21 protein-coding genes are annotated in these 23,500 nt (G+C 41.1%); 17 read left to right on the top strand and 4 right to left on the bottom strand.

The genetic code is table 11. The features are described 5' to 3' along the window. Positions 1 to 3: 3 nt before the first annotated feature. The 6 genes from D2V08_RS07765 to D2V08_RS07740 all read left to right on the top strand — a co-directional run bounded on the left by D2V08_RS07765 (position 4) and on the right by D2V08_RS07740 (position 9,821). Positions 4 to 1,722 (top strand): DUF1501 domain-containing protein, encoded by a 1,719-nt coding sequence (locus tag D2V08_RS07765; RefSeq protein ID WP_119607467.1) that lies wholly within the window; start codon positions 4 to 6, stop codon positions 1,720 to 1,722. A gap of 143 nt (positions 1,723 to 1,865) precedes the next feature. Then, a complete protein-coding gene (metG, locus tag D2V08_RS07760) occupies positions 1,866 to 3,947 on the top strand; it encodes a methionine--tRNA ligase (RefSeq protein WP_119607466.1) in 2,082 nt (693 codons plus the stop codon). Between the two features lie 82 nt (positions 3,948 to 4,029). Next, positions 4,030 to 6,162 (top strand): Tex family protein, encoded by a 2,133-nt coding sequence (locus tag D2V08_RS07755; protein WP_119607465.1) that lies wholly within the window; start codon positions 4,030 to 4,032, stop codon positions 6,160 to 6,162. A gap of 1 nt (position 6,163) precedes the next feature. After that, positions 6,164 to 7,066 carry a histone deacetylase family protein gene (locus D2V08_RS07750; RefSeq protein WP_119607464.1) on the top strand — a complete coding sequence of 301 codons (903 nt, stop codon included), beginning with the start codon at positions 6,164 to 6,166 and terminating at the stop codon, positions 7,064 to 7,066. Positions 7,067 to 7,097: 31 nt separating this feature from the next. Further along, positions 7,098 to 7,940: a phosphatase PAP2 family protein gene (locus D2V08_RS07745; RefSeq protein ID WP_119607463.1), complete on the top strand. Its 843-nt coding sequence runs from the start codon at positions 7,098 to 7,100 to the stop codon at positions 7,938 to 7,940. Positions 7,941 to 8,267: 327 nt separating this feature from the next. Next, positions 8,268 to 9,821: a M20/M25/M40 family metallo-hydrolase gene (locus D2V08_RS07740; RefSeq protein WP_119607462.1), complete on the top strand. Its 1,554-nt coding sequence runs from the start codon at positions 8,268 to 8,270 to the stop codon at positions 9,819 to 9,821. A 74-nt stretch (positions 9,822 to 9,895) separates the two neighbouring features. Here D2V08_RS07740 and D2V08_RS07735 read toward each other — a convergent pair whose 3' ends face one another. Next, positions 9,896 to 10,300: a hypothetical protein gene (locus tag D2V08_RS07735; RefSeq protein WP_119607461.1), complete on the bottom strand. Its 405-nt coding sequence runs from the start codon at positions 10,298 to 10,300 to the stop codon at positions 9,896 to 9,898. Positions 10,301 to 10,440: 140 nt separating this feature from the next. Further along, positions 10,441 to 10,773 carry a single-stranded DNA-binding protein gene (locus D2V08_RS07730; protein ID WP_119607460.1) on the bottom strand — a complete coding sequence of 111 codons (333 nt, stop codon included), beginning with the start codon at positions 10,771 to 10,773 and terminating at the stop codon, positions 10,441 to 10,443. A gap of 198 nt (positions 10,774 to 10,971) precedes the next feature. On the opposite strand from D2V08_RS07730, the gene D2V08_RS07725 reads away from it, so the two are divergent. The 4 genes from D2V08_RS07725 to D2V08_RS07710 all read left to right on the top strand — a co-directional run bounded on the left by D2V08_RS07725 (position 10,972) and on the right by D2V08_RS07710 (position 13,176). Further along, positions 10,972 to 11,217, top strand: a complete 246-nt coding sequence (locus tag D2V08_RS07725) for a hypothetical protein (RefSeq protein WP_147374080.1) — start codon at positions 10,972 to 10,974, stop codon at positions 11,215 to 11,217. A 228-nt stretch (positions 11,218 to 11,445) separates the two neighbouring features. Further along, on the top strand, positions 11,446 to 11,940 hold the full coding sequence (locus tag D2V08_RS07720) for a Dps family protein (RefSeq protein WP_119607458.1): 495 nt from the start codon (positions 11,446 to 11,448) through the stop codon (positions 11,938 to 11,940). 53 nt (positions 11,941 to 11,993) lie between these two features. Next, positions 11,994 to 12,464 (top strand): hypothetical protein, encoded by a 471-nt coding sequence (locus D2V08_RS07715; RefSeq protein WP_119607457.1) that lies wholly within the window; start codon positions 11,994 to 11,996, stop codon positions 12,462 to 12,464. Positions 12,465 to 12,573: 109 nt separating this feature from the next. Continuing rightward, on the top strand, positions 12,574 to 13,176 hold the full coding sequence (locus tag D2V08_RS07710; RefSeq protein ID WP_119607456.1) for a GNAT family N-acetyltransferase: 603 nt from the start codon (positions 12,574 to 12,576) through the stop codon (positions 13,174 to 13,176). Here D2V08_RS07710 and D2V08_RS07705 read toward each other — a convergent pair. Beyond that, the gene (locus D2V08_RS07705; RefSeq protein ID WP_119607455.1) at positions 13,173 to 14,309 is read right to left on the bottom strand and encodes a glycerate kinase; all 1,137 of its coding nucleotides are present in this window, start codon (positions 14,307 to 14,309) and stop codon (positions 13,173 to 13,175) included. The two genes, D2V08_RS07710 and D2V08_RS07705, sit on opposite strands and share 4 nt — an antisense overlap. Positions 14,310 to 14,432: 123 nt before the next feature. Between D2V08_RS07705 and D2V08_RS07700 the strand changes: the two genes are divergently transcribed. The 5 genes from D2V08_RS07700 (at position 14,433) to D2V08_RS07680 (ending at position 19,804) form a co-directional block, all read left to right on the top strand. After that, the gene (locus tag D2V08_RS07700; protein ID WP_119607454.1) at positions 14,433 to 15,131 is read left to right on the top strand and encodes an SIMPL domain-containing protein; all 699 of its coding nucleotides are present in this window, start codon (positions 14,433 to 14,435) and stop codon (positions 15,129 to 15,131) included. A gap of 33 nt (positions 15,132 to 15,164) precedes the next feature. Beyond that, the gene (locus D2V08_RS07695; protein WP_119607453.1) at positions 15,165 to 15,656 is read left to right on the top strand and encodes a DUF6265 family protein; all 492 of its coding nucleotides are present in this window, start codon (positions 15,165 to 15,167) and stop codon (positions 15,654 to 15,656) included. A gap of 63 nt (positions 15,657 to 15,719) precedes the next feature. After that, positions 15,720 to 18,869, top strand: coding sequence for a VPS10 domain-containing protein (locus D2V08_RS07690; protein ID WP_119607452.1), 3,150 nt, complete (start codon positions 15,720 to 15,722; stop codon positions 18,867 to 18,869). Next, positions 18,869 to 19,441: a pentapeptide repeat-containing protein gene (locus D2V08_RS07685; RefSeq protein WP_119607451.1), complete on the top strand. Its 573-nt coding sequence runs from the start codon at positions 18,869 to 18,871 to the stop codon at positions 19,439 to 19,441. The genes D2V08_RS07690 and D2V08_RS07685 overlap by 1 nt, the downstream gene beginning before the upstream one ends. A gap of 9 nt (positions 19,442 to 19,450) precedes the next feature. Then, entirely contained in the window at positions 19,451 to 19,804 is a 354-nt protein-coding gene (locus tag D2V08_RS07680; protein ID WP_119607450.1) for a hypothetical protein, read from the top strand. 1 nt (position 19,805) lies between these two features. Here the strand turns inward: D2V08_RS07680 and D2V08_RS07675 are convergent, their stop codons facing one another. Further along, positions 19,806 to 20,276, bottom strand: a complete 471-nt coding sequence (locus D2V08_RS07675; protein WP_119607749.1) for a CBS domain-containing protein — start codon at positions 20,274 to 20,276, stop codon at positions 19,806 to 19,808. 122 nt (positions 20,277 to 20,398) lie between these two features. Here D2V08_RS07675 and D2V08_RS07670 point away from each other — a divergent pair, with 122 nt between their 5' ends. Together D2V08_RS07670 and D2V08_RS07665 are read left to right on the top strand one after the other, a co-directional pair. Further along, a complete protein-coding gene (locus D2V08_RS07670; protein ID WP_119607449.1) occupies positions 20,399 to 22,669 on the top strand; it encodes a M28 family peptidase in 2,271 nt (756 codons plus the stop codon). Further along, positions 22,662 to 23,471, top strand: coding sequence for an SDR family oxidoreductase (locus D2V08_RS07665; protein WP_119607448.1), 810 nt, complete (start codon positions 22,662 to 22,664; stop codon positions 23,469 to 23,471). Before D2V08_RS07670 ends, D2V08_RS07665 begins: the two co-directional genes overlap by 8 nt. The last annotated feature ends 29 nt before the right edge of the window (positions 23,472 to 23,500 follow it).

Below are 23,500 nucleotides of genomic sequence, written 5' to 3'. Positions count from 1 at the left end.
ACCATGTGCGATAATCACCATACCCACCATAATTCCCCTCACAAAGGCCTCGAACACGATGGCCACGATATGGAACACAAAAAATGGAGCCGACGTTCCTTTGTCCAAGCCTTGGGCATTGCAGGTTCTGGTTCTATGTTTTTGGGAAGCCACTTTATTTCGGCTTCTTCACCATCTCCACTTACGGCAGCAGTTGCCGCAGCGGAAACCGACAATATCTTAATCCTGATTCGATTATCAGGAGGGAACGACGGACTTAGTACCGTAATCCCGATCCAACAATATGATACTTATGCAAATGCAAGGCCTAATATCTATATCCCAGAGAGTAAGGTCCTGAAACTTACCGATGATTTTGGAGTACCTACCTACATGAGTGCCTTGGAACCTCTTTGGGGAGATGGGCAGTTTAAGGCTGTTCATGGTGTAGGGTACGAAGGTCAAAGTCTATCGCATTTCACAGGATCTGATATTTTTGCCAATACCGATTTGACAACGACTGGATTTTCAGGAGAAAATACAGGTTGGATGGGCAGACATTTTGAAGAACTTTACCCCGATTATTTGATCAATCCACCAGCAGCTCCAGCAGCTATTCAAATCGGAAACTTGGCGAACTTAGTTTTCCAAGGTGAAGAAACCAATTATGCTTTTGTGACCAACAATGTCGATCAGTTGGAACAAATCGCAGAGACCGGAACCTTTTACGATATTGAAAACGCACCATTTGACGACTGTATGTACGGAGACCAACTTAGGTTTCTTCGTGGAGTGGCCAATACCACTTATGAATATGCCGGAATTATCCACGATGCCTATATGGCAGGTCAGAACCAAGTGGAGTACCAAGACAATGGCTTTGCCAGACAATTGGCTCTTTTGGCACGATTGATCAAAGGAAACTTGGGCACCAAAGTTTATATGATTTCCTTGGGAGGATTTGACACCCACGGTAATCAACCGATAGTACATGAGCGTTTGATGTCCAACCTATCTGTCGCTATCAACAATTTCTACGAAGACTTGGCTTTCACAGAACAGGATGACAACGTACTGAGCATGACTTTCTCCGAGTTTGGCCGAAGGATTTATGAAAATGGTTCTAACGGTACCGACCATGGAAAGGCCGCTCCCACCCTATTCTTTGGTTCAGGATTGAGCGGAAGCGCATTTGTTGGAGAACACCCATCGTTGGATGAACCCAACAATCGAGGTAATTTGGAGTACACCATGGACTTTAGAAACCTTTATGGAACCGTGTTGGCCGAATGGCTTTGTGTTCCAAGAGCTTCTGTGGAGCAACATTTATTGGGTCATCCCTATCAGGCCATAGACCTTGGGTTTAACTGTAGCGGTGAAACCTTTGACGATATTGCCATGGACAATGACCCACCAACATTGCCAGAGACACCACCAAGTCAAGACCCAATGGATCCAAATGTGGATATTTTGGATACCATAGAGCACGCAGCCATATATCCGGCGACATCACCAAGAAACCCATACATCCATTTAGAAATGCCCGTATCGGCCCATGTGGATATTGAATTATTCAATATTTTGGGACAACGTGTGGGAACACTGTTCAACGAAATGATGTTGGAAGGCGCTGTGGATATCAACATACGGGAACGTATGCGCGATAGTTTATCTACAGGAAAATACATTTACAGAATTTCTGTGGGTGATAAAAAAATGAGTAAGTCAGTAATGATTGCTTAAAGAAGCGGGACACTTTTCTATCCATTTTACAGAAGCCTTCGAGGATGCACCCCTCACCCCAAATAGGGTCGCATTTTCGGAGGCTTCCTTTTTTATGTCTATCCCGTTAAAATCAGTATTTTTGGGCCTAATTAGAATTTTACATGGCTCAAGATAAATCACCCTCTAGGTATACCATTACAGCAGCACTGCCTTACACCAACGGTCCCATTCATATTGGGCACTTGGCCGGCGTTTACGTTCCTGCGGACATTTATTCCCGTTATTTACGCTTAAAAGGAAACGATGTGGCCTTTGTCTGCGGTAGCGACGAGCACGGTGTGGCTATCTCCATGAAGGCTAAAAAAGAAGGTGTCACACCCACGGAAATAATTGACAAGTACCATCATATCATTAAAAAATCCTTTGTTGATTTTGGTATTTCGTTTGATAATTACTCAAGAACATCCGCAAAAGTCCATCACGACACCGCTTCGGAATTTTTCAAAAAAATGTACGAACAAGGTGATTTTATTGAGGAAGAAACCGAGCAACTATACGATGACGAAGCCGCACAATTTTTAGCGGACAGATTTGTTATTGGAACCTGCCCCAGATGCGGTCACGAGGAAGCATATGGCGACCAATGTGAAAATTGCGGGTCATCGCTCAATGCTACGGATCTGATCAATCCCAAATCAACCATAACAGGAACGGTTCCATCTTTAAAAAAGACCAAACATTGGTTTTTACCTTTGGACCGTTACGAAGGATTTTTGAAAAAATGGATTCTCGAAGAGCACAAATCCGATTGGAAACCCAACGTCTACGGACAATGCAAATCTTGGATTGATGAAGGTTTAAAACCACGTGCCGTTACCCGTGACTTGGACTGGGGAATTCCCGTACCTGTTGCAGGTGGGGAAGGCAAAGTGCTATACGTTTGGTTCGATGCGCCTATTGGCTACATTTCTTCTACAAAAGAGTGGGCCGAACGTGAAGGTAAAGATTGGGAACCCTATTGGAAAAACGAGGATACCAAATTGGTCCATTTTATAGGCAAGGATAATATTGTGTTCCACTGTATTATCTTCCCAAGTATGTTGAAAGCACATGGAGATTTTGTATTGCCGGACAATGTGCCTGCCAATGAGTTTCTGAACCTTGAGGGCAACAAACTTTCCACTTCTAAAAACTGGGCGGTTTGGCTGCACGAATACTTGGAAGAGTTCCCGGATATGCAGGATGTACTGCGATATACCTTAACCGCAAATGCTCCCGAGACCAAGGACAACGATTTTACTTGGAAAGATTTCCAGGCAAGAAACAATAACGAACTAGTGGCCATTTTCGGAAACTTCGTGAATCGAGTTGCCGTTTTGACCCATAAATATTACGATGGGGTAGTTCCTGCTCCATCTGAATTTTCCGAGACGGATTTGGAGACTTTGAAAGCTTTAAAGGGTTATCCTGAAATATTGGCTAGCTCTTTAGAAAGGTATCGGTTCCGAGAAGGTAGTCAAGAGTTGATGAACTTGGCCCGTTTAGGAAACAAATATCTGGCAGAAGCTGAACCTTGGAAACTTATTAAAACTGATGAAGAGCGCGTAAAAACCATTATGTACATAGCGCTTCAAATTGCAGCTGGATTGGCAGTGCTCAGTGAACCCTTTTTGCCATTCACTTCAGAGAAGTTAAAAGGAATTTTAAATCTCAGTTCGAACCAAAATGAGAAATCTATCGGCTGGGACGATGTTAGTTTAAAAGAAACATTACTTCCCGCAGGACACACCATCAACAAAAGTGAACTGCTTTTCAGAAAAATTGAAGACAAAGAAATTCAACAACAACTGGACAAATTGGAAGCCACCAAAAAAATCAATGCTCAAATGGATAAGGAAGTACCTCCTCAAAAAGACACCATCACTTTTGATGATTTCTCCAAATTGGATATGCGCGTGGGAACCATCATCGAAGCTGAAAAAATGCCCAAGGCCAACAAGCTTTTGGTATTGAAAGTGGATACAGGATTGGATACGCGAACCATTGTTTCAGGTATTGCCAACAGTTTTAAGCCCGAAGATATTGTGGGCAAAAAAGTGACCGTTTTAGTGAATCTTGCTCCACGAAAACTTCGTGGTGTAGAAAGTGAAGGGATGATCTTGATGACCGAGGACAAAGACGGAAAACTCGTTTTCGTTAACCCTGATGAAGACAGGGTGGAGAACGGGGAGACCATAAATTAAGCTCCCGCATCATTTAAAATTTACTTTTCTGGGCTGCCCCGCCTTATGAAGAGGTTCTAACCTACTTTAAATTTTAGAAACAATGCAACTTGTTCCCTATATCGTTCGCCATACCAATCTTTCAGAAAAGAGTGTTGAGAATACCGTGGCACTTTTAAACGAAGATTGCACTGTTCCCTTTATTTCTCGATATCGTAAGGAACGCACGGGCAATTTGGACGAGGTGCAAATTGGTTCTATTGTTGAGTACAAAGCTCAGTTCGAAGCACTGGAAAAAAGAAAAGCAGCCATCATCAAAGCGGTAACGGAGCAAGATGCGCTAACTCCTGAACTGGAAGCGAAATTTTTGAACTGTGCCGACCTGACCAGTTTGGAAGACCTTTATCTTCCCTTCAAAAAAAGCAAAAAGACCAAAGCCGAAACCGCACGAAAAAATGGTTTGGAGCCATTGGCCAAAATTATTATGGCACAACGTAGCGATGAAATCGAGTTTATCGCTTCCAAATATCTGAGCAAGGATGTCGTTAACGAAGACGATGCGTTGGAAGGAGCTCGACACATCATTTCCGAATGGATCAATGAACGTACCGACATCCGAAATCAGCTGCGTGGTCAGTTGGAGCGCCATGCCTTGATCACGACCAAAGTCATCAAAACCAAAAAAGAGGACGAGAAAGCTCAGAAATTCCGAGATTATTTTGATTGGAGCGAACCGCTGAACCGTTGTTCATCACATCGCTTTTTAGCCATCATGCGAGCCGAAAATGAAGGCTATATCCGGGTAAAAATTGAAATAGATGATGACAGAGCTATCCAGAATATGGAACAGCGCTTGGTAAAATCGAACAACGCATGTGCGGAACAAATAGAAATGGCCATAGCCGATGCCTATAAAAGGCTTTTGTTCCCTTCCCTGTCCAAAGAAATATTAAAAACAGCCAAGGAAAAAGCAGATGCTTCGGCCATCCAGGTTTTTTCAAAGAATTTGAAACAACTACTCCTTGGTTCCCCCCTTGGCGAAAAACGAATTTTGGCCATTGACCCTGGTTTTAGAACGGGCTGCAAAGTGGTTTGTTTGGATGAACAGGGCGATTTAAAGCACAACGAAACCATCTATCCCCATCCACCACAGCGCGATAGTTCTGGAGCCATCAAAAAAATAAGTTCTTTGGTGGATGCTTATAAAATTGAGGCCATTGCGATTGGCAACGGAACGGCCTCCCGGGAAACAGAACAGTTGGTAAAGCGCGTTCCGTTCAAAAAACCCATTGAAGTCTTTATCGTAAGCGAGGCTGGAGCGTCCATTTACTCTGCTTCCAAAATTGCCCGCGACGAATTCCCGAATTATGACGTTACGGTACGGGGAGCCGTTTCCATTGGTCGCCGTTTGGCAGACCCTTTGGCCGAATTGGTGAAAATTGACGCCAAATCTATCGGCGTTGGGCAATATCAGCACGATGTGGACCAAACGCAGTTGAAAACATCTTTGGATACCGTGGTGGAAAGCTGCGTGAACTCCGTCGGTGTCAATATTAATACGGCGAGTGTTCCACTTTTAAGTTATGTTTCCGGTATTGGACCAAAACTAGCGGAGAACATTGTCGCCCACCGAAATGAAAATGGGAAGTTCAAAAGCAGGGAGCAAATTAAAAAAGTACCACGTCTGGGAGGCAAGGCCTTTGAGCAAAGTGCTGGGTTTTTACGCATTAAAAATGGTGATAATCCTTTGGATGATTCTGCCGTACACCCGGAAAGTTACGGACTAGTATCTAAAATGGCCAAAGACCAAGGCATTTCCACCAAAGAAATTGTAGGGAATAAAGTAGCCTTGCAAGGCATCGACCTCAAATCCTATTGTACGGAAACCATAGGAATGCCAACATTGGAAGATATTCTGAAAGAATTAGAAAAACCAGGATTGGATCTTCGTGAGAAAGCGAAAGTGTTTACGTTCAATCAAAATATAAAGGAAATAACAGATTTGCGTCAAGGGCAATTGTTGCCAGGGATAGTAAACAACATTACCAATTTTGGTTGCTTTGTAGATATTGGAATCAAAGAAAGTGGCCTTGTGCACATTTCCAACCTTTCCGATACTTTTGTGAAAGATGTCAACGAACACGTTAGCCTTCATCAACAGGTGGTTGTAAAAGTCTTGGATGTTGATGTACCCAGAAAGCGGATTCAGTTGGCATTGCATAAACAAGGTGCTTAAAATGCTCAAAATAGCCTATCACCCTATTTACAAACATCCTTTGCCCGAAGGTCATAGGTTTCCCATGATCAAATATGAGTTGTTGCCCCAACAATTGCTTTATGAAGGAACCTGTTCCGAGGAAAACTTCTTTGAACCTTCATTTCCCGAAGATCATCATATTTTGGCAGCACATGATGAGGAATATTACAAAGATTTGGTGAGTCTGGACCTTTCCAAAAGTGCAGCTCGCAAGATTGGTTTTCCACTTAGTGATGAACTTGTAATGCGAGAACGAATTATTGCCGATGGAACCATAAAAGGATGCGAATTTGCACTCGAAAATGGTATCGCCATGAACATTGCAGGCGGAACACATCATGCGTATTCCGATAGAGGCGAAGCTTTTTGCATGTTGAACGATCAAGCCATTGGCGCACGTTATCTTTTAAACAGCAAACTGGCTAACAAGGTTTTAATAATAGATCTGGATGTGCATCAAGGTAATGGCACCGCGGAAATCTTTCAGACAGACCATTCTGTGTTCACCTTTTCGATGCATGGTAAAGGAAATTATCCCTTTAAAAAGGAAACATCAGACTTGGATATCCCATTGGAAAAAGATACCAAGGATGAGGAGTATCTTTCTATTCTAAAAAAGACCCTGCCCAAGTTGTTGAAGCAAGTACAACCAGATTTTATTTTCTACCTCTGTGGTGTGGACGTTTTGGAATCGGATAAATTGGGTACGCTATCCATGACTTTGGATGGATGCAAGGAACGGGACCGATTTGTACTTGAAACCTGTTACAATGCTAAAATCCCACTACAATGTAGTATGGGGGGCGGATACTCTCCCGATATTAAAGTAATTGTGGAAGCACATGCCAATACTTTTCGGACTGCTCATGAAATGTATGAATAATTTTGCCGACTAGTTTTGGTAATACAACATCATGAGACTTATAAAATACTTCACCTTAGTTCTATTGACCACTACTATGACCGGTCAAGAATTGCAATCGCAAAAAGAAAAAAATCTTTGGAACGACTTTACCTATGATATCGGAAATGTATTTGGGGGGGTTGGATATTCCTATTCCCGTCCGTTCCATTGGAAAGGAAACGATTGGGCCAATTTTGGATATTTAACAGGCGGCACCTTGCTGCTATTTACCGTAGATGATGAGTTCATAGATTGGAAAAATGGTTTTGAGCAGGATGTTCCGGACCTCATTAAGGATTATGGAAACAAATATGGCGCTCCCGAAAACAACTATATGCTTACCGGCGGGGTCTATTTAGCAGGACTTTTTACGAAAAACGAAAAACTCAGGCGTACTGGGGTTCTTTTGATTTCCTCAGCCACCGCGGGAGGTTTTTTACAACAGGTAAGTAAACGAATCATTGGTAGGGCACGCCCCAAAAGCGGAGCAAGTTCCGCCACCTTCGACCCACTGCATTTGGACAGGGTATACGATTATGATTCTTTCCCTTCGGGACATGCTATGCTTGCATTTAGCAACGCATATGCAATCGCCAAACAATTTAAAAGTCCATGGGTCAAGGGCGCGCTTTATACCGTGGGTATGATTCCGGGGCTTGTACGTGTTATTGATGATTTTCACTGGATTTCCGATGTTGCCTTCAGTACGGTGCTCAGCATCTTTATTGTGGAGTCCATCGACAAATACCTTGATTCCAAATACGATGAAAAGTACAATGACCAAAAGCCCAAAAATGTAAGCTGGAATCTTTCTTTTGGTCCAAACACTTTGGGTGTCTCCCTTCATTTTTAACGAATTGGAAATACAATTATGTTAAATTTTATTTAGATTGATTTAAAATAATTATTTTCGTCCCCTATTTCGCTTCTAATAATGGGAAAGAAAAAGGATAAAAAGAAACTCAAAAAAGCAAAACTTAGGGAATTGCCTCCAACTGGCAAAGTAAAGTCCAAGTGTTGTAAAAAATATAAAAAAAGTGAAAGCAAGCGCTGTAAAAAGTGTCCCTGCTTTGATCTTCTTAAAAAAGTTGCGTAACCCATTTATGCAATCGTCACATTACTCCTACTCCTGACCAAAAGGTTTCTTTATTTGTTCTATTTTTAAAGCAAACTAGAAACCATGATCAAAAAAACCTCTCTTTTATTTACCCTTTTCCTTGTGTCCAGCTTTGCTTTGTGGGCACAGGACAAGGATGCAGTGATTGAAACAATCATTCAAGAAGCCACCGAAAACTCTCAATTAGAAACACTTGGCCATCAACTTATGGATGGTATTGGGCCCCGATTGGTGGGTACTCCACAAATGAAAAATGCCCACGATTGGGCCTTTACCAAATACGAAAGCTGGGGAATTCCAGCCCGCAATGAACAATGGGGCGAGTGGAAAGGCTGGGAACGCGGCATTAGTCATATTGACATGGTGCACCCGCGAGTGCAAAGCCTAAGGGGAACCCAATTGGCTTGGAGCCCAAGCACTCCCAAAAAAGGAGTTACTGCCGAGTTAGTGGTTTTACCTATGGTTTCCGACTCTCTCGAATTTGTGAATTGGCTGCCCAACGTTAAGGGCAAATTAGTAATGATTTCCATGCCGCAACCCACGGGAAGACCCGATTATAATTGGGAAGAATTTGCTACTGAAAAGTCTTTTGAAAAAATGAAAAAAGAACGCGAAGAGCAAACTGAAGCTTGGAGAAAAAATATAGGGAACACAGGACTCGACAGACGCACCCTTCCTGTTGCTCTGGAAAAAGCAGGAGCCGTGGGCATTGTTGCTTCGTATTGGTCCCGCGGTTTTGGAGTAAACAAAATATTTGGAGCTTATACGAAAGAAATACCGACAGTGGATCTTGAACTGGAAGACTACGGAATGTTGTATCGATTAGTGGAATCAGGGCAAAAACCCCAGCTTCATATTGTGGCAGAATCCAAGGAATTGGGCAAGGTTCCCACATTCAATACCATTGCAGAAATAAAAGGTTCCGAAAAACCAGAAGAATACGTCATCCTATCAGCCCATTTTGACTCTTGGGACGGTGGCACAGGAGCTACAGATAACGGTACCGGGACTTTGGTGATGATGGAAGCCATGCGTATTTTGAAAAAAGCATATCCCAACCCAAAGCGCACCATTTTGGTAGGACACTGGGGCAGTGAGGAACAAGGCCTCAATGGTTCCAGGGCTTTTGTTGAAGACAATCCGGAAATTGTTGAGGGCGTACAAGCTGTTTTCAATCAAGATAACGGAACGGGTAGAGTGGTTCGAATTTCCGGTGGCGGATTTTTGGATTCCTATGATTATCTCGGGAAGTGGTTGCACGAAGTGCCAAGGGAAATCACTGATGAAATCGAAACGACTTTTCCTGGAACTCCTGCCCGTGGGGGATCCGACTATGCTTCTTTCCAAGCAGCGGGAGCGCCGGCGTTTAGCCTGAGTTCATTGAGCTGGTCCTACTGGAACTATACTTGGCACACCAACAGGGATACCTACGATAAAATTATTTTTGATGATGTCAGAAACAATGCTATCCTAACGGCTATTTTGGCCTATATGGCTAGTGAACATCCTGAGAAAACATCCAGAGAAAAAGCGGTGCTGCCGATAAGCAACAGAACGGGAGAACAACTGGAGTGGCCCTCGCCTCGTTCACCGGAACGCAATGGCGGACAGAATTAAATAAACGCACAACTAATAATGAAAAAACACCCCATTTCGGGGCGTTTTTTTATATAACTAACTAAAATGCACATTCAAAATATACGTGGAGAAGCTGTTTGTACAACTGATTCAATTGCTTCTTTGGATAAGTATTGATCATCAGCATAAGCAAAATATAATGTTGCATGCTGGTAATAATCTTTACCGTGCCTGCATTGTTCTCCGCATGATTTGGCATGCTCAGCATAAACTGTTTTCTTTTCATTCATGTAGACGTTATACGCATTACCATCATGCTTTTTCAAATCCCTTTCAAAACGTGCTTGATCTTTCCAATAATCTTCCACATCTTCGTTGCTTACCAACACTAGGGATTGTTCGTAATGAAAATCTTTTCTGGCCTGTGCCTCATAAAAAGAATATTCTCCTTCTTGCGCAGATGCCATAGCCGCCAAGCCCAATGCAAACAATACTGTAATTAGAGTGTTTAACCTCATCTTTCTGAGTTTTAATAAATACATTGTTCATTTACTAAAGTTCTGGCGTCTGGTTATGTAACAACTCAAAATGTATTTACCCTACAGGAAAACAAAAAAAGGGGAGTTACCCCCTTTTAGTCGTCATTAAGTAACAATAATTACTTTCCGAGCATCAATAGCTCGTTACATTTAATTTCGGTGATGTATCTTTTTTCACCCTCGTTGGTCTCATAGGAGCGATTCATGAGTTTCCCCTCAATCATAACCTCTTTCCCTTTGGATAAAAAATCCTCTGTTATTTCGGCCAGTTTTCCCCATGCCACAATATTGTGCCATTGCGTATCCGTTACCTTTTCTCCTTTTGAATTTTTGTAGGATTCATTCGTAGCGATTGAAAACTTCGCCAATTTATTGCCATTTTCAAGCATGATAATTTCTGGATCATTTCCTAAGTTGCCAATCAATTGTACTTTGTTTCTAAGTGAATTCATAATAGTAAGATTTAAGTTTTAAACATTTATCCATCGAACTCTCATTGTCCGACGAGGCAAACTTAGAAGCATTTAAAATCATATACGGTTTGTAATCATTAGTTTTCGTTTGTAAACGTATGTAAATAATTACACCTAATTAAAAGTGACTTACACGGTATTATTGTGTCCTATGGGATAACAAAAACCCTCAACCCAATGCACATAAGAACCATTAATAAATATAAGGTTGTCAAAAGATTTAGCCTTTGTAGAAAAATGTATGACATATCGGAAACCATATATATTCAACAACAAGATCTTGAACACGGTGACCCACAAAAAGTATTTAGTCACGAGAAAGAATACTTGACCGATATTTCTTCTGAAGTATATGAATGTCTTTGCAAAGGTTTCATTATCAGTAACGATAGAGAACCATCCATCCAAAACAATTCCCAATAAACGTTAAATTAATTTAAATACTTGATTTACTGAGTTTTATATTTATTTTAATGGAGAGAGGTCATGGTTGGAATTTCTACCGACAATCATGACCATTGGGGTATGAATTCGACTTATTTACCTTAAAACGTACTCAAAAACCTTTTGCATCAAGAATTACATCGTTACAATCAATCCTCTAAGGTATTGACTTGTAATTTTACAATAAACAAATCAAAAACATATTACATGGAAGCTATTAAAGCAAAAAATAAAACTTTTAAAAAATTAGGATTCACTTATTTAGAAACCGCAGAAATTGTTGTTAGCCTAAATACATTATTGGCCAACTATCAGGTATTCTATAATAAGCTTAGAAACTTTCACTGGAACATTGAAGGACCAGATTTTTTTGAACTCCATGAAGAGTTTGAAAACGAATACAACACGGTTAAAGAAAACATTGACATTGTAGCAGAAAGAATTCGGGTGTTTGGTGTGCAAAGCAATTTTACACTAAAGAGAACATTGGAACTTTCTAAAATCGAGGAGCAAGACAAAAATATTTCCGCTCTGGAAATGGTAAGAGAAGTGCTGCGAGACTACGAGATTTTGCACGATAGCATGTTAGATGCTGTAAATGCATCTCTTGAAACTGGCGATGTTGTCACAGAAAATATGTTGACCGAGTTTATGACCGAGCTGGAGAAAAGACACTGGATGTTCACTTCTTATTTAAAGTAAGAGACAAGCAGCTCATCCAGAAAACAGATTTATTAACCACAAAAAATAATACTATGAAAAATTTACTCACTATACTATCATTCGCAACCCTAACAGCTTTTGCCGGATATGGGCAAAATCAGAATTCCGGGGTCATGAAAGCCACTACACAACTTAAAACCTTTACCCTGTCCGAAAATGGAAAAGAAAAGGAATATAGTGTAAAGGTGATGGAGCGCAGAAAATACGGCGTGGAACTGGATAACAAAGACAGAGGCATGGTAAACCAAGATAGAAAACCATCCTCTCCTTTTGTCACCAAGTTGGTAGCTATTGACAGTGATGCCGATAAAAACTACGACGATTATATGGTACTGAAATACAAAGGTACCGTGAACAATGATTTTGAAGTAGTGCAGAGCGACAAAGGGTTTGATATTAATGTTGATGACAAAACCATGCATTACGATGTTTTGGAAAACAATTATATCGTGAAGAAGAAGAGCAAAAACTTCTTTATTATTGAAGAATTTGAATCGAAATAGTTGATATAATTTCGTTTTTTGATTGATGATGAAGCCAAGGCAACCCCTTGGCTTTTTCTTTGTTTAACTCGATGGATTAAAACTTATATTTGGACTTTAATTTCAACCTATGGATTCTTGGTTACGTCCCATACAACTGGAAGGCGAATTGGTAAAGCTCGTCCCCTTGCAGAAATCGCAAAAAGTGGATTTGGCATTTGCCGCATCGGATGGAAATTTATGGAAACTTTGGTACACCTCCGTACCCTCTCCCAAGACCATAGATTCCTATTTGGATATGGCACTTTCCGAGCAAGAAAAGGGAAACGCATTGCCCTTTGCCATTATCAACAAAAAAACCAACACCATTGTAGGGAGCACCCGCTACTTAAATGTGGATGCAAAAAACAAAAGAGTGGAAATCGGGGCCACGTGGTATGCCAAAAAAACACAACGCACCGGAATCAATACGGAGTGCAAGTACCTTTTGCTAAAGTATGCTTTTGAAAATCTGAACTGTATCGCCGTGGAGTTTAGGACCCACTTCCACAACCATCCCTCCAGAAATGCTATACTCCGTTTGGGAGCCAAACAGGATGGCATTTTAAGAAATCACCGTGTTGATGAATTCGGAAATCTTCGGGATACCGTGGTATTTTCCATTTTGAACAGTGAATGGAAGACCGTTAAAACCTCCTTGGAGCATAAAATGAAGAAAAGTTATTTGAGCTAGTCTTTGCTCAGTTTCACCAAGTGCGCAAAATTGTAACTGGCCAATTCTAAGTTTTCGGTAGTCTTCGCTTTCGCATCATCCAAGTTTCCTATCTGATTTAGAATGGAGACAGCATAATCCAATCCCATTTTTTGCATCTCTTCAATGGTAACATCAATGGAACCACAGAAGGCAGCAATGGGAACATTTTCTCTTTTGGCAGATTGTACCACCCCGCTGATGGTTTTTCCCGAAAAAGTTTGGCCATCCAACTGTCCCTCTCCCGTAATGACCCAATCGGCACCTTTCAACACCTCATCAAAATTGGCGAGTTCCATCACCAAATCAACTCCAGAGGCCAATTCGGCATTCAAAAAAACTACAGCACCTCCTCCTACACCACCAGCAGCACCCGCACCAGCGATATTTTGCACATCAACACCAAAAGTAGATTGCAGCACCTTGGCAAAACTTTCCAATCCTTTGTCCAAAAACTCAATATCCTCCATGGAAGCACCTTTTTGCGCTCCATAGATTTTGGCTGCTCCATTTTCACCATAAAAGGGATTGTTGACATCGCAGGCCACTTGGATTTTTGCCTTGGACAACTTCGGGTTTACATTATCTTGATTGATTTCCGATACATTTTCCAAGTTCCTCCCAATAGGTTCCAATTCATTGCCATAAGCATCCAAAAAAGAATAGCCCAAAGCCTGGGCCATGCCCATTCCCCCATCGTTGGTAGCACTACCCCCTATGCCCAGCACAATGCTTTTTGCTCCTTTTTCAAGGGCGTCTGCAATCATTCCCCCAGTACCCAAAGTTGTAGTGTCCATACAATTCATCTCGGATTTTTCAAGCAATTTATATCCGGATGCTTCGGACATTTCGATGAATGCTGTTTGTTTGTCTTCAGAAAGTAGATACTGTGTAGTGATTTCTCTAAACAGTGGGTCCTTTACCTTTACAGAAACCTTTGAAGCATTTAGATAATCTGCAACCACATCAATGGTACCATCGCCCCCATCAGCCAAAGGTCTACTGATTATTTCCGCATTCGGAAAAACTTTTTTGATGCCAAGGGCAACGGTTTCACAAAATTCGCGTCCTGTTAACGAGCCTTTATATTTATCAGGTGCCAAAATAAATTTCATACCCACAATGTACTTAAGTTAATTGAGTTAATCCAGAGATTTTAATGAATCCATCAACCTTGAAGATTGCGGCACAGGTTTTGAACGTAAGGGTGAAGTATTTACCTTTAATAAAATTCAATCATGAGAAAAACAATCCTTTTTATAGTAACAGTCTTGTTCACAACGGCAATTTTTGCCCAATCCAAAAACTTTTTGGACACCCCATATTTGGAAACTCAGGCCAGAGTAGATACCATGGTAACTCCTGATAAAATCTACCTGAACATCATCATCCAAGAAAAAGATACAAAAGGCCGTGTTTCTGTCGAAGAACAGGAAAACCAAATGGCCAAACGCTTTAAAGCCATGGGTATTGATCTTGATGAGCAATTGGTCATCAAGGATATGGGCAGCAACTTTAAAAAGTATTTTCTACGTCAGAAAGAGGTGCTCAAAAGCAAACAGTACTCCCTATTGGTCTATTCAGGGAAAGAACTGGGCGATGTTATGATGGCATTGGAACAATTAGACATTGCCAACACCAATATCGAAAAAACTGAGTATTCCAAAATGGATGAACTGGAACTAGAGTTGAAAACAAGAGCCGTAAAAAAAGCGATGCAAAAAGCCAATGCTTTGACCAAGCCACTAGGTCAAAAAGTGGGCATGGCCATCCATATTGCTGATAACTCACAGTATTACCCAAGGTACAATCAAGCTCCCATGATGGAGATGAAAGCCGTTTCTGCCGATATGGGCAATGCACAACCCTTGAATATCGATTTTGAAAAAATAAAGGTGGAAACCACTGTAAATGTAAAATTTGCCTTGTCCAATTAATGTCAAGGCATTCATCATTCAAAAAACCCAATCATGAAATCAATCGCACTAATTTTTATGTTCAGCGCAGGACTTGTTTCTGCGCAACAAACCATGCAACTGCCCGAAGGCCAGTCATCACCCAAAGCCAATCTCGTGGAAGTATCATGGATTGAGGGCCATTGGACCGGAGAAGCATTTGGAGGCGTTGCCGAAGAAATTTGGAGTGCTCCCATGGGCAATTCCATGATGTTCGTATTCCGAATGGTTAACGATGATAAAGTCTCCTTCTACGAATCGGGCCACATTCAACAATTGGATGATTCCATCATACTTCAACTCAAACATTTTGATGGAAACATGAAAGGTTGGGAAGAAAAGAATGAAACTATCGATTTTAAACTAGTGAAACTCGAAAAAAACAAAGTGTATTTTGAAGGACTCACTATGGAAAAGATAAGTGACAACCAAATGAATGTTTGGGTTCTAATAGAAGAGGACGGAAACCAAGAAGAAATCCTATTTGCGTATAAAAGAGTTAAGTGATTTAGTTTCATTGGAATAAGTTGAATTAGTATCTTTAACGGAATAACTAATTCCAACTAACTCGTGAAACTAAGACCTCTACTTTTATGTGCCATGTTATTGGCATTGCATCCCATGGATGCACAACGACGAAGCAAAAAATCAGACCAACCATCTATTGTAGTAAACGATTCCCTTTTTCCAGGGCTAAAATGGCGTAACATTGGCCCTTTCCGAGGTGGACGAAGTGTTACCTCTACTGGTGTTGTGGGCCAGCCCCATACCTACTACATGGGAAACACAGGCGGGGGTATCTGGAAGACCACCGATGACGGTATCACATGGAAAAACGTTTCCGATGGATTCCTAAAAACAGGTACCGTAGGTGATATTGCCGTTTCCGAAAGCAATCCCAACATTGTGATAGCCGGAATGGGAGAACATGCAGCTCGTGGTGTTATGACCTCTATGGGCGATGGTGTTTACAAATCCACCGACGCTGGAAAAACTTGGAAACATATCGGTTTAGACCATACTCGTCATATTTCCGATGTGATTATCCACCCGACCAATCCCGACATTATTTTTATTGCGGCACAAGGTGCCCAATATGGGCCATCCGAAGACCGTGGTATTTACCGCTCCACCAACGGAGGGGAAACTTGGGAAAAAGTGCTTTATGTCGACGATATTACAGGAGCTTCATCCCTAAGTATGGACATGAACAACCCGCTTATTTTATATGCGGCCATGTGGCAACATGAAAGAACCCCGTGGACCATTACTTCTGGAGGAGCCTCTTCTGGATTCTATAAATCCACCGATGGTGGAACTACTTGGGATAAAATGGAAAAGGGACTTCCAAAGGAATTTGGAAAATCAGGTATCTCTGTTTCCAGGGCAAATTCAGATGTGGTATATGCCGTACTTGAAGCCGAAGGTGAAAAAGGCGGGGTATACAAGAGTACCGATGCTGGAAAGACCTGGAAACAGACCAATAAGAACCGAATCAATATTGCACGGTCTTGGTACTACATGGAGATTTTTGCGGATACGCAAGATGAAAACATCGTATATGTACTCAATGCTCCCGTGACCAAATCCATTGATGGAGGAAAAACCTTTACACCCGTTTCTACCCCTCATGGCGATAACCATGATTTATGGATTCATCCCAAAAACAACCAAATCATGGTCAACTCCAACGATGGTGGTGCCAATATTTCCAACAACGGAGGTGTCAGCTGGAGTTCGCAACAATACCAACCAACCTCACAGTTTTACCGAGTCATCACGGATAATTTAGTGCCCTACAATGTGTACGGAGGACAACAGGACAACTCTTCCGTGGCCATAGCCAGCCGCACACGAGATAGGGGTATCGATTGGAAAGATTGGTACCCGGTTGCTGGTTGTGAAAGTGCCTATTTGGCTTTTGACCCAGATAATCCCGAAGTTGTATACGGTGGTTGTTATCAAGGAATCATTGAAAAGTGGGTAAAGGCTTCCCGCGAAGCAAAACCTATTAAAGAATACCCTGAATTGGGTCTAGGTAACATTCCGAAGGATTTTAAGTTCCGCTACAATTGGAATGCCCCCATTATTAGTTCACCACACGACCGTAATACCATCTACCATGCCGGTAACGTAGTGTTCCGAACAAAAGATGGCGGGTATAGCTGGGATGTAGTGAGTCCTGACCTAACTCGAAACGAAATTGAAAAGCAGGGCCCAGGAAGTGGCCCATACACTAACGAAGCGGCAGGTGGAGAAAATTACAATACCATCATGTACTTGGCAGAATCTCCCCATGAAGAAGGGGTTCTTTATGCCGGTTCTGATGATGGATTGGTTCACATTACTAAAAATGGTGGCGATACTTGGGAAAATATTACTCCTCCAAATAGCAAGGAAGGCATCATCAACAGTATTGAAGTATCTCCTCATAATCCTGCAACGGCATACATTACTTTGATGCGTTATAAGTTCATGGATTTGGACACCTACATCTTCAAAACCACGGATTATGGTCAAACATGGACCAAAATCACCAACGGGATTGATGGAGAACACACTTTTGCCCGAGTGGTCCGAGAGGATAAAAAGCAAAAAGGATTACTTTATGCAGGTACAGAAACAGGCCTATATGTGTCTTTGGATGATGGCCAACATTGGCAACCCTTGCAACTGAATTTACCAGTGGTCCCTATCAATGATTTAATTATTCAAGATAATGATTTGGTAGCTGCCACAGCGGGAAGAGCCTTTTGGATATTGGATGATTTGGGGGCGATTCAGAATAGTTTAATACCGGCAAGCTCGATTCAAATTGTGACGCCAAAACCATCTTACCGTATTTTTAACGGTAGCAATGACGAGTATGTTCCAGGCGTGGGTCAGAACCCAAAATCTGGAGTCACTTTCGATTATTACTTGCCCAAAAAATTAGATTCCACCGAACTGAAGCTAGAAGTGTTATCTGGAGGTAAAGTGATCAGATCCTACACGAATCAAGCACCAAAAGATTTTAAAAGCTGGCCAGGTGGGCCATCAAAACCAAAGGTTTTACCTGCAGCAAAAGGATATAATCGATTCACTTGGGATTTTTACCGTGAACCTTCACCTGCCATTGAGAATGTTTTTGGTTTTGATGGTTACGGAAGTTCGCGAGTGGCCCCTGGCACATACACGCTTCGCCTTACTATGGAGAACGAGACAGTGGAGACCAATGCAATAGTATTGGAGGACCCATTAATCGATGCTTCACCTGCTGATTATGCGGAGCAGCAATCCTATCTAACTAGAATCGATGAAACTTTGGTGAACATGCACAAAGCGGTCAACCAAATGCGTACGGCCAAAAGTCAACTTGAAAAATATAAGGAATTGCTTAAAGACAACGAAAGTGCAAAAGAGTTGCTTGAGAAGGGAGATACCCTTTTGGAACGAATCAATACTTGGGAAGAGAACTTGATTCAACCCAAGCAAAAAACCTTCCAAGATGTGGTTAATTTCAGCAGCAAGTTAAATGCCGATTTTATGCATTTGAGAGGTTTTATCGATGTGCCGGAACCAAAAGTAACCGAAGGTGCCAAAGAGTTGTTTAGGGACAACATGGCCGAATGGAAAACTTTTGAAGATGAGAAAAATGCCATTGTGGGCAGTGGCATGAAAGATTATAATGATATGTTCAAAGCACTGGAAATACCAGCCATTATTTTAACAGGAGAATAATGGCAGGATCCTTTTGGTCAGATCAGGAGTTCACAAAACAGGATTATACGCAAAATAAATTGCCCAAGGGCGATTACGAAAATTGCAGTTTTGTGGACTGCCTTTTCTCCAAGGGATTTTTGGACAATCAGAATTTTGTGGAATGCACTTTTGAAGGATGTGATTTCACAAATGCCAATATTGCACACACCATTTTTAACGTCGTAACCTTTGAGGATTGCAAAATGGTAGGGCTTCAGTTTGAAACCTGTAACCATTTATTGTTATCCCTAAAATTCATTGGGTGCAATCTATCCGTTGCATCTTTTGTTGGTATGAACTTGCCCAACATACAATTTCATGATTGCAGGCTCCATCAAACCGACTTTGCCGATGCACACTTGAAACAGGCCGAGTTCCCGAATTGTGATTTTGAAAACGCGATATTTGAGAATACTGATCTTGAACAAGCTGATTTTTCCTCAGCTTTAAATTTCAATATAGATCCATCCATCAACCAAGTGAAGAAAACCCATTTTAGTAAAGATGGATTAATAGGTTTATTAAAAAAGTTTGATATTGTGGTGACCTAATCTTATCCTATGTCCGAAAGAAAATGCCTGGTATGCGGCGAAAAGTTACTTGGCCGCATCGACCAAAAATACTGTTCCGACCATTGCAGGAATGCCTATAACAATCTACTGAACCGAGATAGTAAGAACTTGGTACGCAACATCAACAATAAACTACGCAAAAACTATAGAATACTTGATAGTTTTCCACTCAAAGACGGAAAAACAAAAACAACAAAAATGAGATTGTTGGATAAGGGATTCGATTTTGAATACATCACCAACCTGTACACGACCAAAAAAGGCAGTACCTACTTTTTTGTCTACGATTTAGGATATCTTCCGCTAGACAATGATTATTACATGATCGTAAAAAGGGAATAAATTATTTCCAGCTATGGGATGTTAGTTTTAGGGCAGCTATTACCACATCTTTTCTACTTATTTGCCCGACCAAAATATCGTTTTTCATTACGGGCAACCTGCGCCTGTTGTGTCTATCAAAAACACCGGCTACATCGAAAATTGACATATCGTGAGGTACCGTTTCCACGTTTTTTGTCATAAAACGCTCCACGCTCTTGTCCAAAATAGGTTGATTAAAATATCGGCTCTCGGAAATCTGTTTCATGCAATCTGCCTCGGAAACGATTCCTACCAGAAAACCATTGTTGTCCAGAACAGGGCCACCAGAAATATGGTGTTTGGCAAAAGTCTCCATTACTTCCAAAATGGATTGGTCAGGAGAAAAGGTGATCAATTTTTTGGTCATATAATCCTCCACCAAAATAGGGGCGTCGTATTTTTTCTTGTTCTCCTCCTTGCTTCGTACGCCTTGAAAACTCTTGATTGCCATAAGGTTAGATTTTAAAGTTGAATAATAAATATAGCTTTTTTTAGCGAATAACCTAATTTTAACTATCAAAATATGAGAACCTTTCATAATTTCATACATTTAAGTTTCAACAACGCTGAACCATGAAGTTTTCCCGAACCCTTGCCCTCATTCTGCTTTTTATTGCTGTGTATTGGAGTTTCAAATCTCTTATGCCCGCTTATAAAGCCAACGAAGATGTATCAACGGATTCCTTTTCTACCGATAGGGCCTTAGAACATGTAAAAGAGTTGTCCAAAGAACCCCATGCTGTTGGTTTTCCAGGACATGAAAGAGCCAAAAGCTATATCATTTCCGAACTGAAAAAAATGGGTTTGGAAACAACTATGCAAGAGGGATATACTGCAGGGAATTGGGGTAACTTAAGTAAAGCCACCAATATTTTGGCTAGAATCAAGGGTAGCAACAAAGGTAAAGCACTTCTTTTGCTTTCTCATTACGATAGCAATCCACACTCATCCTATGGAGCTAGTGATGCCGGTAGTGGCATAGCGACCATTTTAGAAGGGATTAGAGCATTTTTAAGCGAGAACAAGACTCCTAAAAATGATATTATTATCTTAATAACGGATGCAGAGGAACTTGGACTCAACGGGGCCGACATTTTTGTGAACAACCATCCGTGGGCCAAAGATGTGGGGCTTGCCCTAAATTTTGAGGCTCGAGGTAGTGGAGGACCCAGTTACATGCTCATTGAAACCAACCGTGGCAACGGCACATTGATCAAGGAGTTTACCAAAGCAAATCCTCTATATCCCGTAGCCAATTCACTCGCTTACAGTATTTACAAGATGCTCCCCAATGATACCGACCTTACCGTTTTTAGGGAAGATGGCGATATCGAGGGCTTTAACTTTGCGTTCATAGATGATCATTTTGATTATCACACTGCTTTGGATACATACGAACGACTGGACCGTAACACCTTGGCACATCAAGGGAGTTATTTAATGCCTTTACTCATCTATTTTAGCAATGCCGATTTGGACAACCTTAAAAGTTTGAACGATTACGTCTATTTTAATATGCCCTTCTTCAAACTTGTCTCCTACCCCTATGAATGGATTTGGCCCATGTTCGTTTTTGCAGTTTTGGCATTTATAGCATTGCTGTTTTGGGGTTTCAAAAAGAAAAAACTCAACATCAAGGATATTTTTAAGGGATTTGTACCCGTACTGATTACGTTAATCGTGAATGGGGTTTTAGGATATTTTTGTTGGTCCATAATCACTTGGTGGTACCCTGGATTTAAAGATATGCTGCATGGCTTCACCTACAACGGACACACCTACATCGCAGTGTATGTGATGTTTTCCCTGTTTATTTGTTTTTATAGCTATCATAAATTCCGAAAAACAACTACCCCCAATTTATTGGTGGCACCCATAATTATTTGGTTGCTTATCTGCGGATTGGTAGCTCAATATTTAAAGGGGGCAAGCTTTTTTATTGTTCCCCTCTACGGCTTATTGGCAGGTCTTCTCGTAACCCTAAATCAAGAAAAGCCAAATCCGTTTCTCATGGTGTTTTTGGCATTGCCAGCGGTACTAATTTATTCGCCATTCATCAAAATGTTCCCCGTTGGCCTTGGTTTAAAAATGATGGTGGCCGCAACCCTCTTTACAACATTGCTTTTCTTCTTGGTGCTTCCCTTTTTTGGTCAGTTAAAGAGTAAAGGAAGGTTGGCGTATCTGTTCTTGTTCCTGTTCTTTGCATTCGGAATAACCAGCCATATTCAATCTGATTTTAATGAAGAAAGACCAAAACCGAGTAGCTTATTATATGTTTTTAATGCAGATACCGATTCCACGCATTGGGCTACCTACGATAACGTATTGATCGATTGGAACGGACAATTCATTGGAGAGAACAAAAGAAAACCCAATACAGAGACTATTTCCAGTAAATACCGTACAAATCTTAGCTATGTGGCCGATGCACCCAAAAAGGATATTCCATTGCCCTACATTGATACCGTAATGGATACCATCATTGGAGACAACAGGATGATTGAACTTTGCATAACCCCAAAAAGGGATGTGAACAGACTGGAAGTATTTACAAATCCTATTGGTATGAAGTCCGCCAAGGTAAATCGGATTGAATTATCTTCCTACTTCCTCCAAAACCGAAGAAGCAAATTGGTAACTCACTATATCACCAACAATGATTTCACGGAGTTGCAATTGGAGTTTCCAAAAGATTCCGTTTTGGAGCTTACTTTGTACGAAGCTTCCAATAACCTCTTGACCCATCCCGATTTTAGCATTCCAGAGCGGCCAAAAAATAGTATTCCGATGCCATTTGTCCTAAATGATGCTATATTGACCATAAAAACCTTGCGATTTGAATAAAAATATTGGCATTTTAGGCTGCGGATGGCTAGGGTTTCCCTTGGCTCAAAAATTGATTGAGCAAGGATACAATGTAAAAGGCACTACCACATCTTCCAATAAATTGGAGGTTTTACAAAATGAGAAAATCATACCTTATCAAATAAACCTTTCGGAAGATGGAATCAAAGGTAACATCGAAGGTTTTCTATCCAATATTGAAACCTTGATCATTGATATACCGCCCAAACTTAGGGGGAAACATACCGAAAGTTTTGTGGAAAAAATGAAATTCCTGATTGCCGCAATCAGAAAAAGTGAAGTTTCCAATGTTATATTCGTAAGCAGCACCGCTGTTTATGGAAATGCCGAAGGAGAAGTCTCAGAAAGTTCTCCGCTGGAACCTGTCACCGAATCGGGCAAACAATTAGTGGAATGCGAAAACCTCTTTACCAACGAAAAAGGTTTCAAAACCACCATCATTCGTTTTGGCGGTTTAATAGGGCCTGATAGGCATCCTGTAACCACCCTATCTGGCAAAGAGCATCTTAGTAATGGAAATCATCCCATCAACTTGATCCACAGCAAAGATTGCATCCATATGATCCTAACCATTTTAGAGCAAAGCTATTGGGGAGAAGTTTTCAACGGGGTATATCCTCATCATCCCAAAAAGCAGGTATATTATTTTGAAGAAGCACAAAAAAGAGGATTACCCACCCCTTCTTACGAAACAGAATCGTTCCAAAAAAAGGGCAAGATAGTTTTGAGTAAAAATTTCTTGGATAAAAATCAGAGTTTTACCACACCCATAATTTCCTGAAACCCCAATAATTACTTATTGAATTCTTA

The organism is Flagellimonas lutimaris, from assembly GCF_003581615.1.
Classification (GTDB): Bacteria; Bacteroidota; Bacteroidia; order Flavobacteriales; family Flavobacteriaceae; genus Flagellimonas; species Flagellimonas lutimaris.
The sequence above is the reverse complement of the archived record's forward strand: the minus strand, read 5'-3'. Positions and strand labels throughout refer to the sequence as shown.

Excerpts from the sequence above, each read along its gene's own strand:
- D2V08_RS07695 (WP_119607453.1), top strand. The coding sequence starts at position 15,165 with ATGAAATCAATCGCACTAATTTTTATGTTCAGCGCAGGACTTGTTTCT.
- D2V08_RS07730 (WP_119607460.1), bottom strand. The coding sequence starts at position 10,773 with ATGAATTCACTTAGAAACAAAGTACAATTGATTGGCAACTTAGGAAAT.
- D2V08_RS07675 (WP_119607749.1), bottom strand. The coding sequence starts at position 20,276 with ATGGCAATCAAGAGTTTTCAAGGCGTACGAAGCAAGGAGGAGAACAAG.
- D2V08_RS07685 (WP_119607451.1), top strand. The coding sequence starts at position 18,869 with ATGGCAGGATCCTTTTGGTCAGATCAGGAGTTCACAAAACAGGATTAT.
- D2V08_RS07735 (WP_119607461.1), bottom strand. The coding sequence starts at position 10,300 with ATGAGGTTAAACACTCTAATTACAGTATTGTTTGCATTGGGCTTGGCG.
- D2V08_RS07680 (WP_119607450.1), top strand. The coding sequence starts at position 19,451 with ATGTCCGAAAGAAAATGCCTGGTATGCGGCGAAAAGTTACTTGGCCGC.
- D2V08_RS07705 (WP_119607455.1), bottom strand. The coding sequence starts at position 14,309 with ATGAAATTTATTTTGGCACCTGATAAATATAAAGGCTCGTTAACAGGA.
- D2V08_RS07725 (WP_147374080.1), top strand. The coding sequence starts at position 10,972 with ATGCACATAAGAACCATTAATAAATATAAGGTTGTCAAAAGATTTAGC.
- metG (WP_119607466.1), top strand. The coding sequence starts at position 1,866 with ATGGCTCAAGATAAATCACCCTCTAGGTATACCATTACAGCAGCACTG.
- D2V08_RS07745 (WP_119607463.1), top strand. The coding sequence starts at position 7,098 with ATGAGACTTATAAAATACTTCACCTTAGTTCTATTGACCACTACTATG.
- D2V08_RS07740 (WP_119607462.1), top strand. The coding sequence starts at position 8,268 with ATGATCAAAAAAACCTCTCTTTTATTTACCCTTTTCCTTGTGTCCAGC.
- D2V08_RS07755 (WP_119607465.1), top strand. The coding sequence starts at position 4,030 with ATGCAACTTGTTCCCTATATCGTTCGCCATACCAATCTTTCAGAAAAG.
- D2V08_RS07715 (WP_119607457.1), top strand. The coding sequence starts at position 11,994 with ATGAAAAATTTACTCACTATACTATCATTCGCAACCCTAACAGCTTTT.
- D2V08_RS07750 (WP_119607464.1), top strand. The coding sequence starts at position 6,164 with ATGCTCAAAATAGCCTATCACCCTATTTACAAACATCCTTTGCCCGAA.
- D2V08_RS07765 (WP_119607467.1), top strand. The coding sequence starts at position 4 with ATGTGCGATAATCACCATACCCACCATAATTCCCCTCACAAAGGCCTC.
- D2V08_RS07670 (WP_119607449.1), top strand. The coding sequence starts at position 20,399 with ATGAAGTTTTCCCGAACCCTTGCCCTCATTCTGCTTTTTATTGCTGTG.
- D2V08_RS07720 (WP_119607458.1), top strand. The coding sequence starts at position 11,446 with ATGGAAGCTATTAAAGCAAAAAATAAAACTTTTAAAAAATTAGGATTC.
- D2V08_RS07710 (WP_119607456.1), top strand. The coding sequence starts at position 12,574 with ATGGATTCTTGGTTACGTCCCATACAACTGGAAGGCGAATTGGTAAAG.
- D2V08_RS07700 (WP_119607454.1), top strand. The coding sequence starts at position 14,433 with ATGAGAAAAACAATCCTTTTTATAGTAACAGTCTTGTTCACAACGGCA.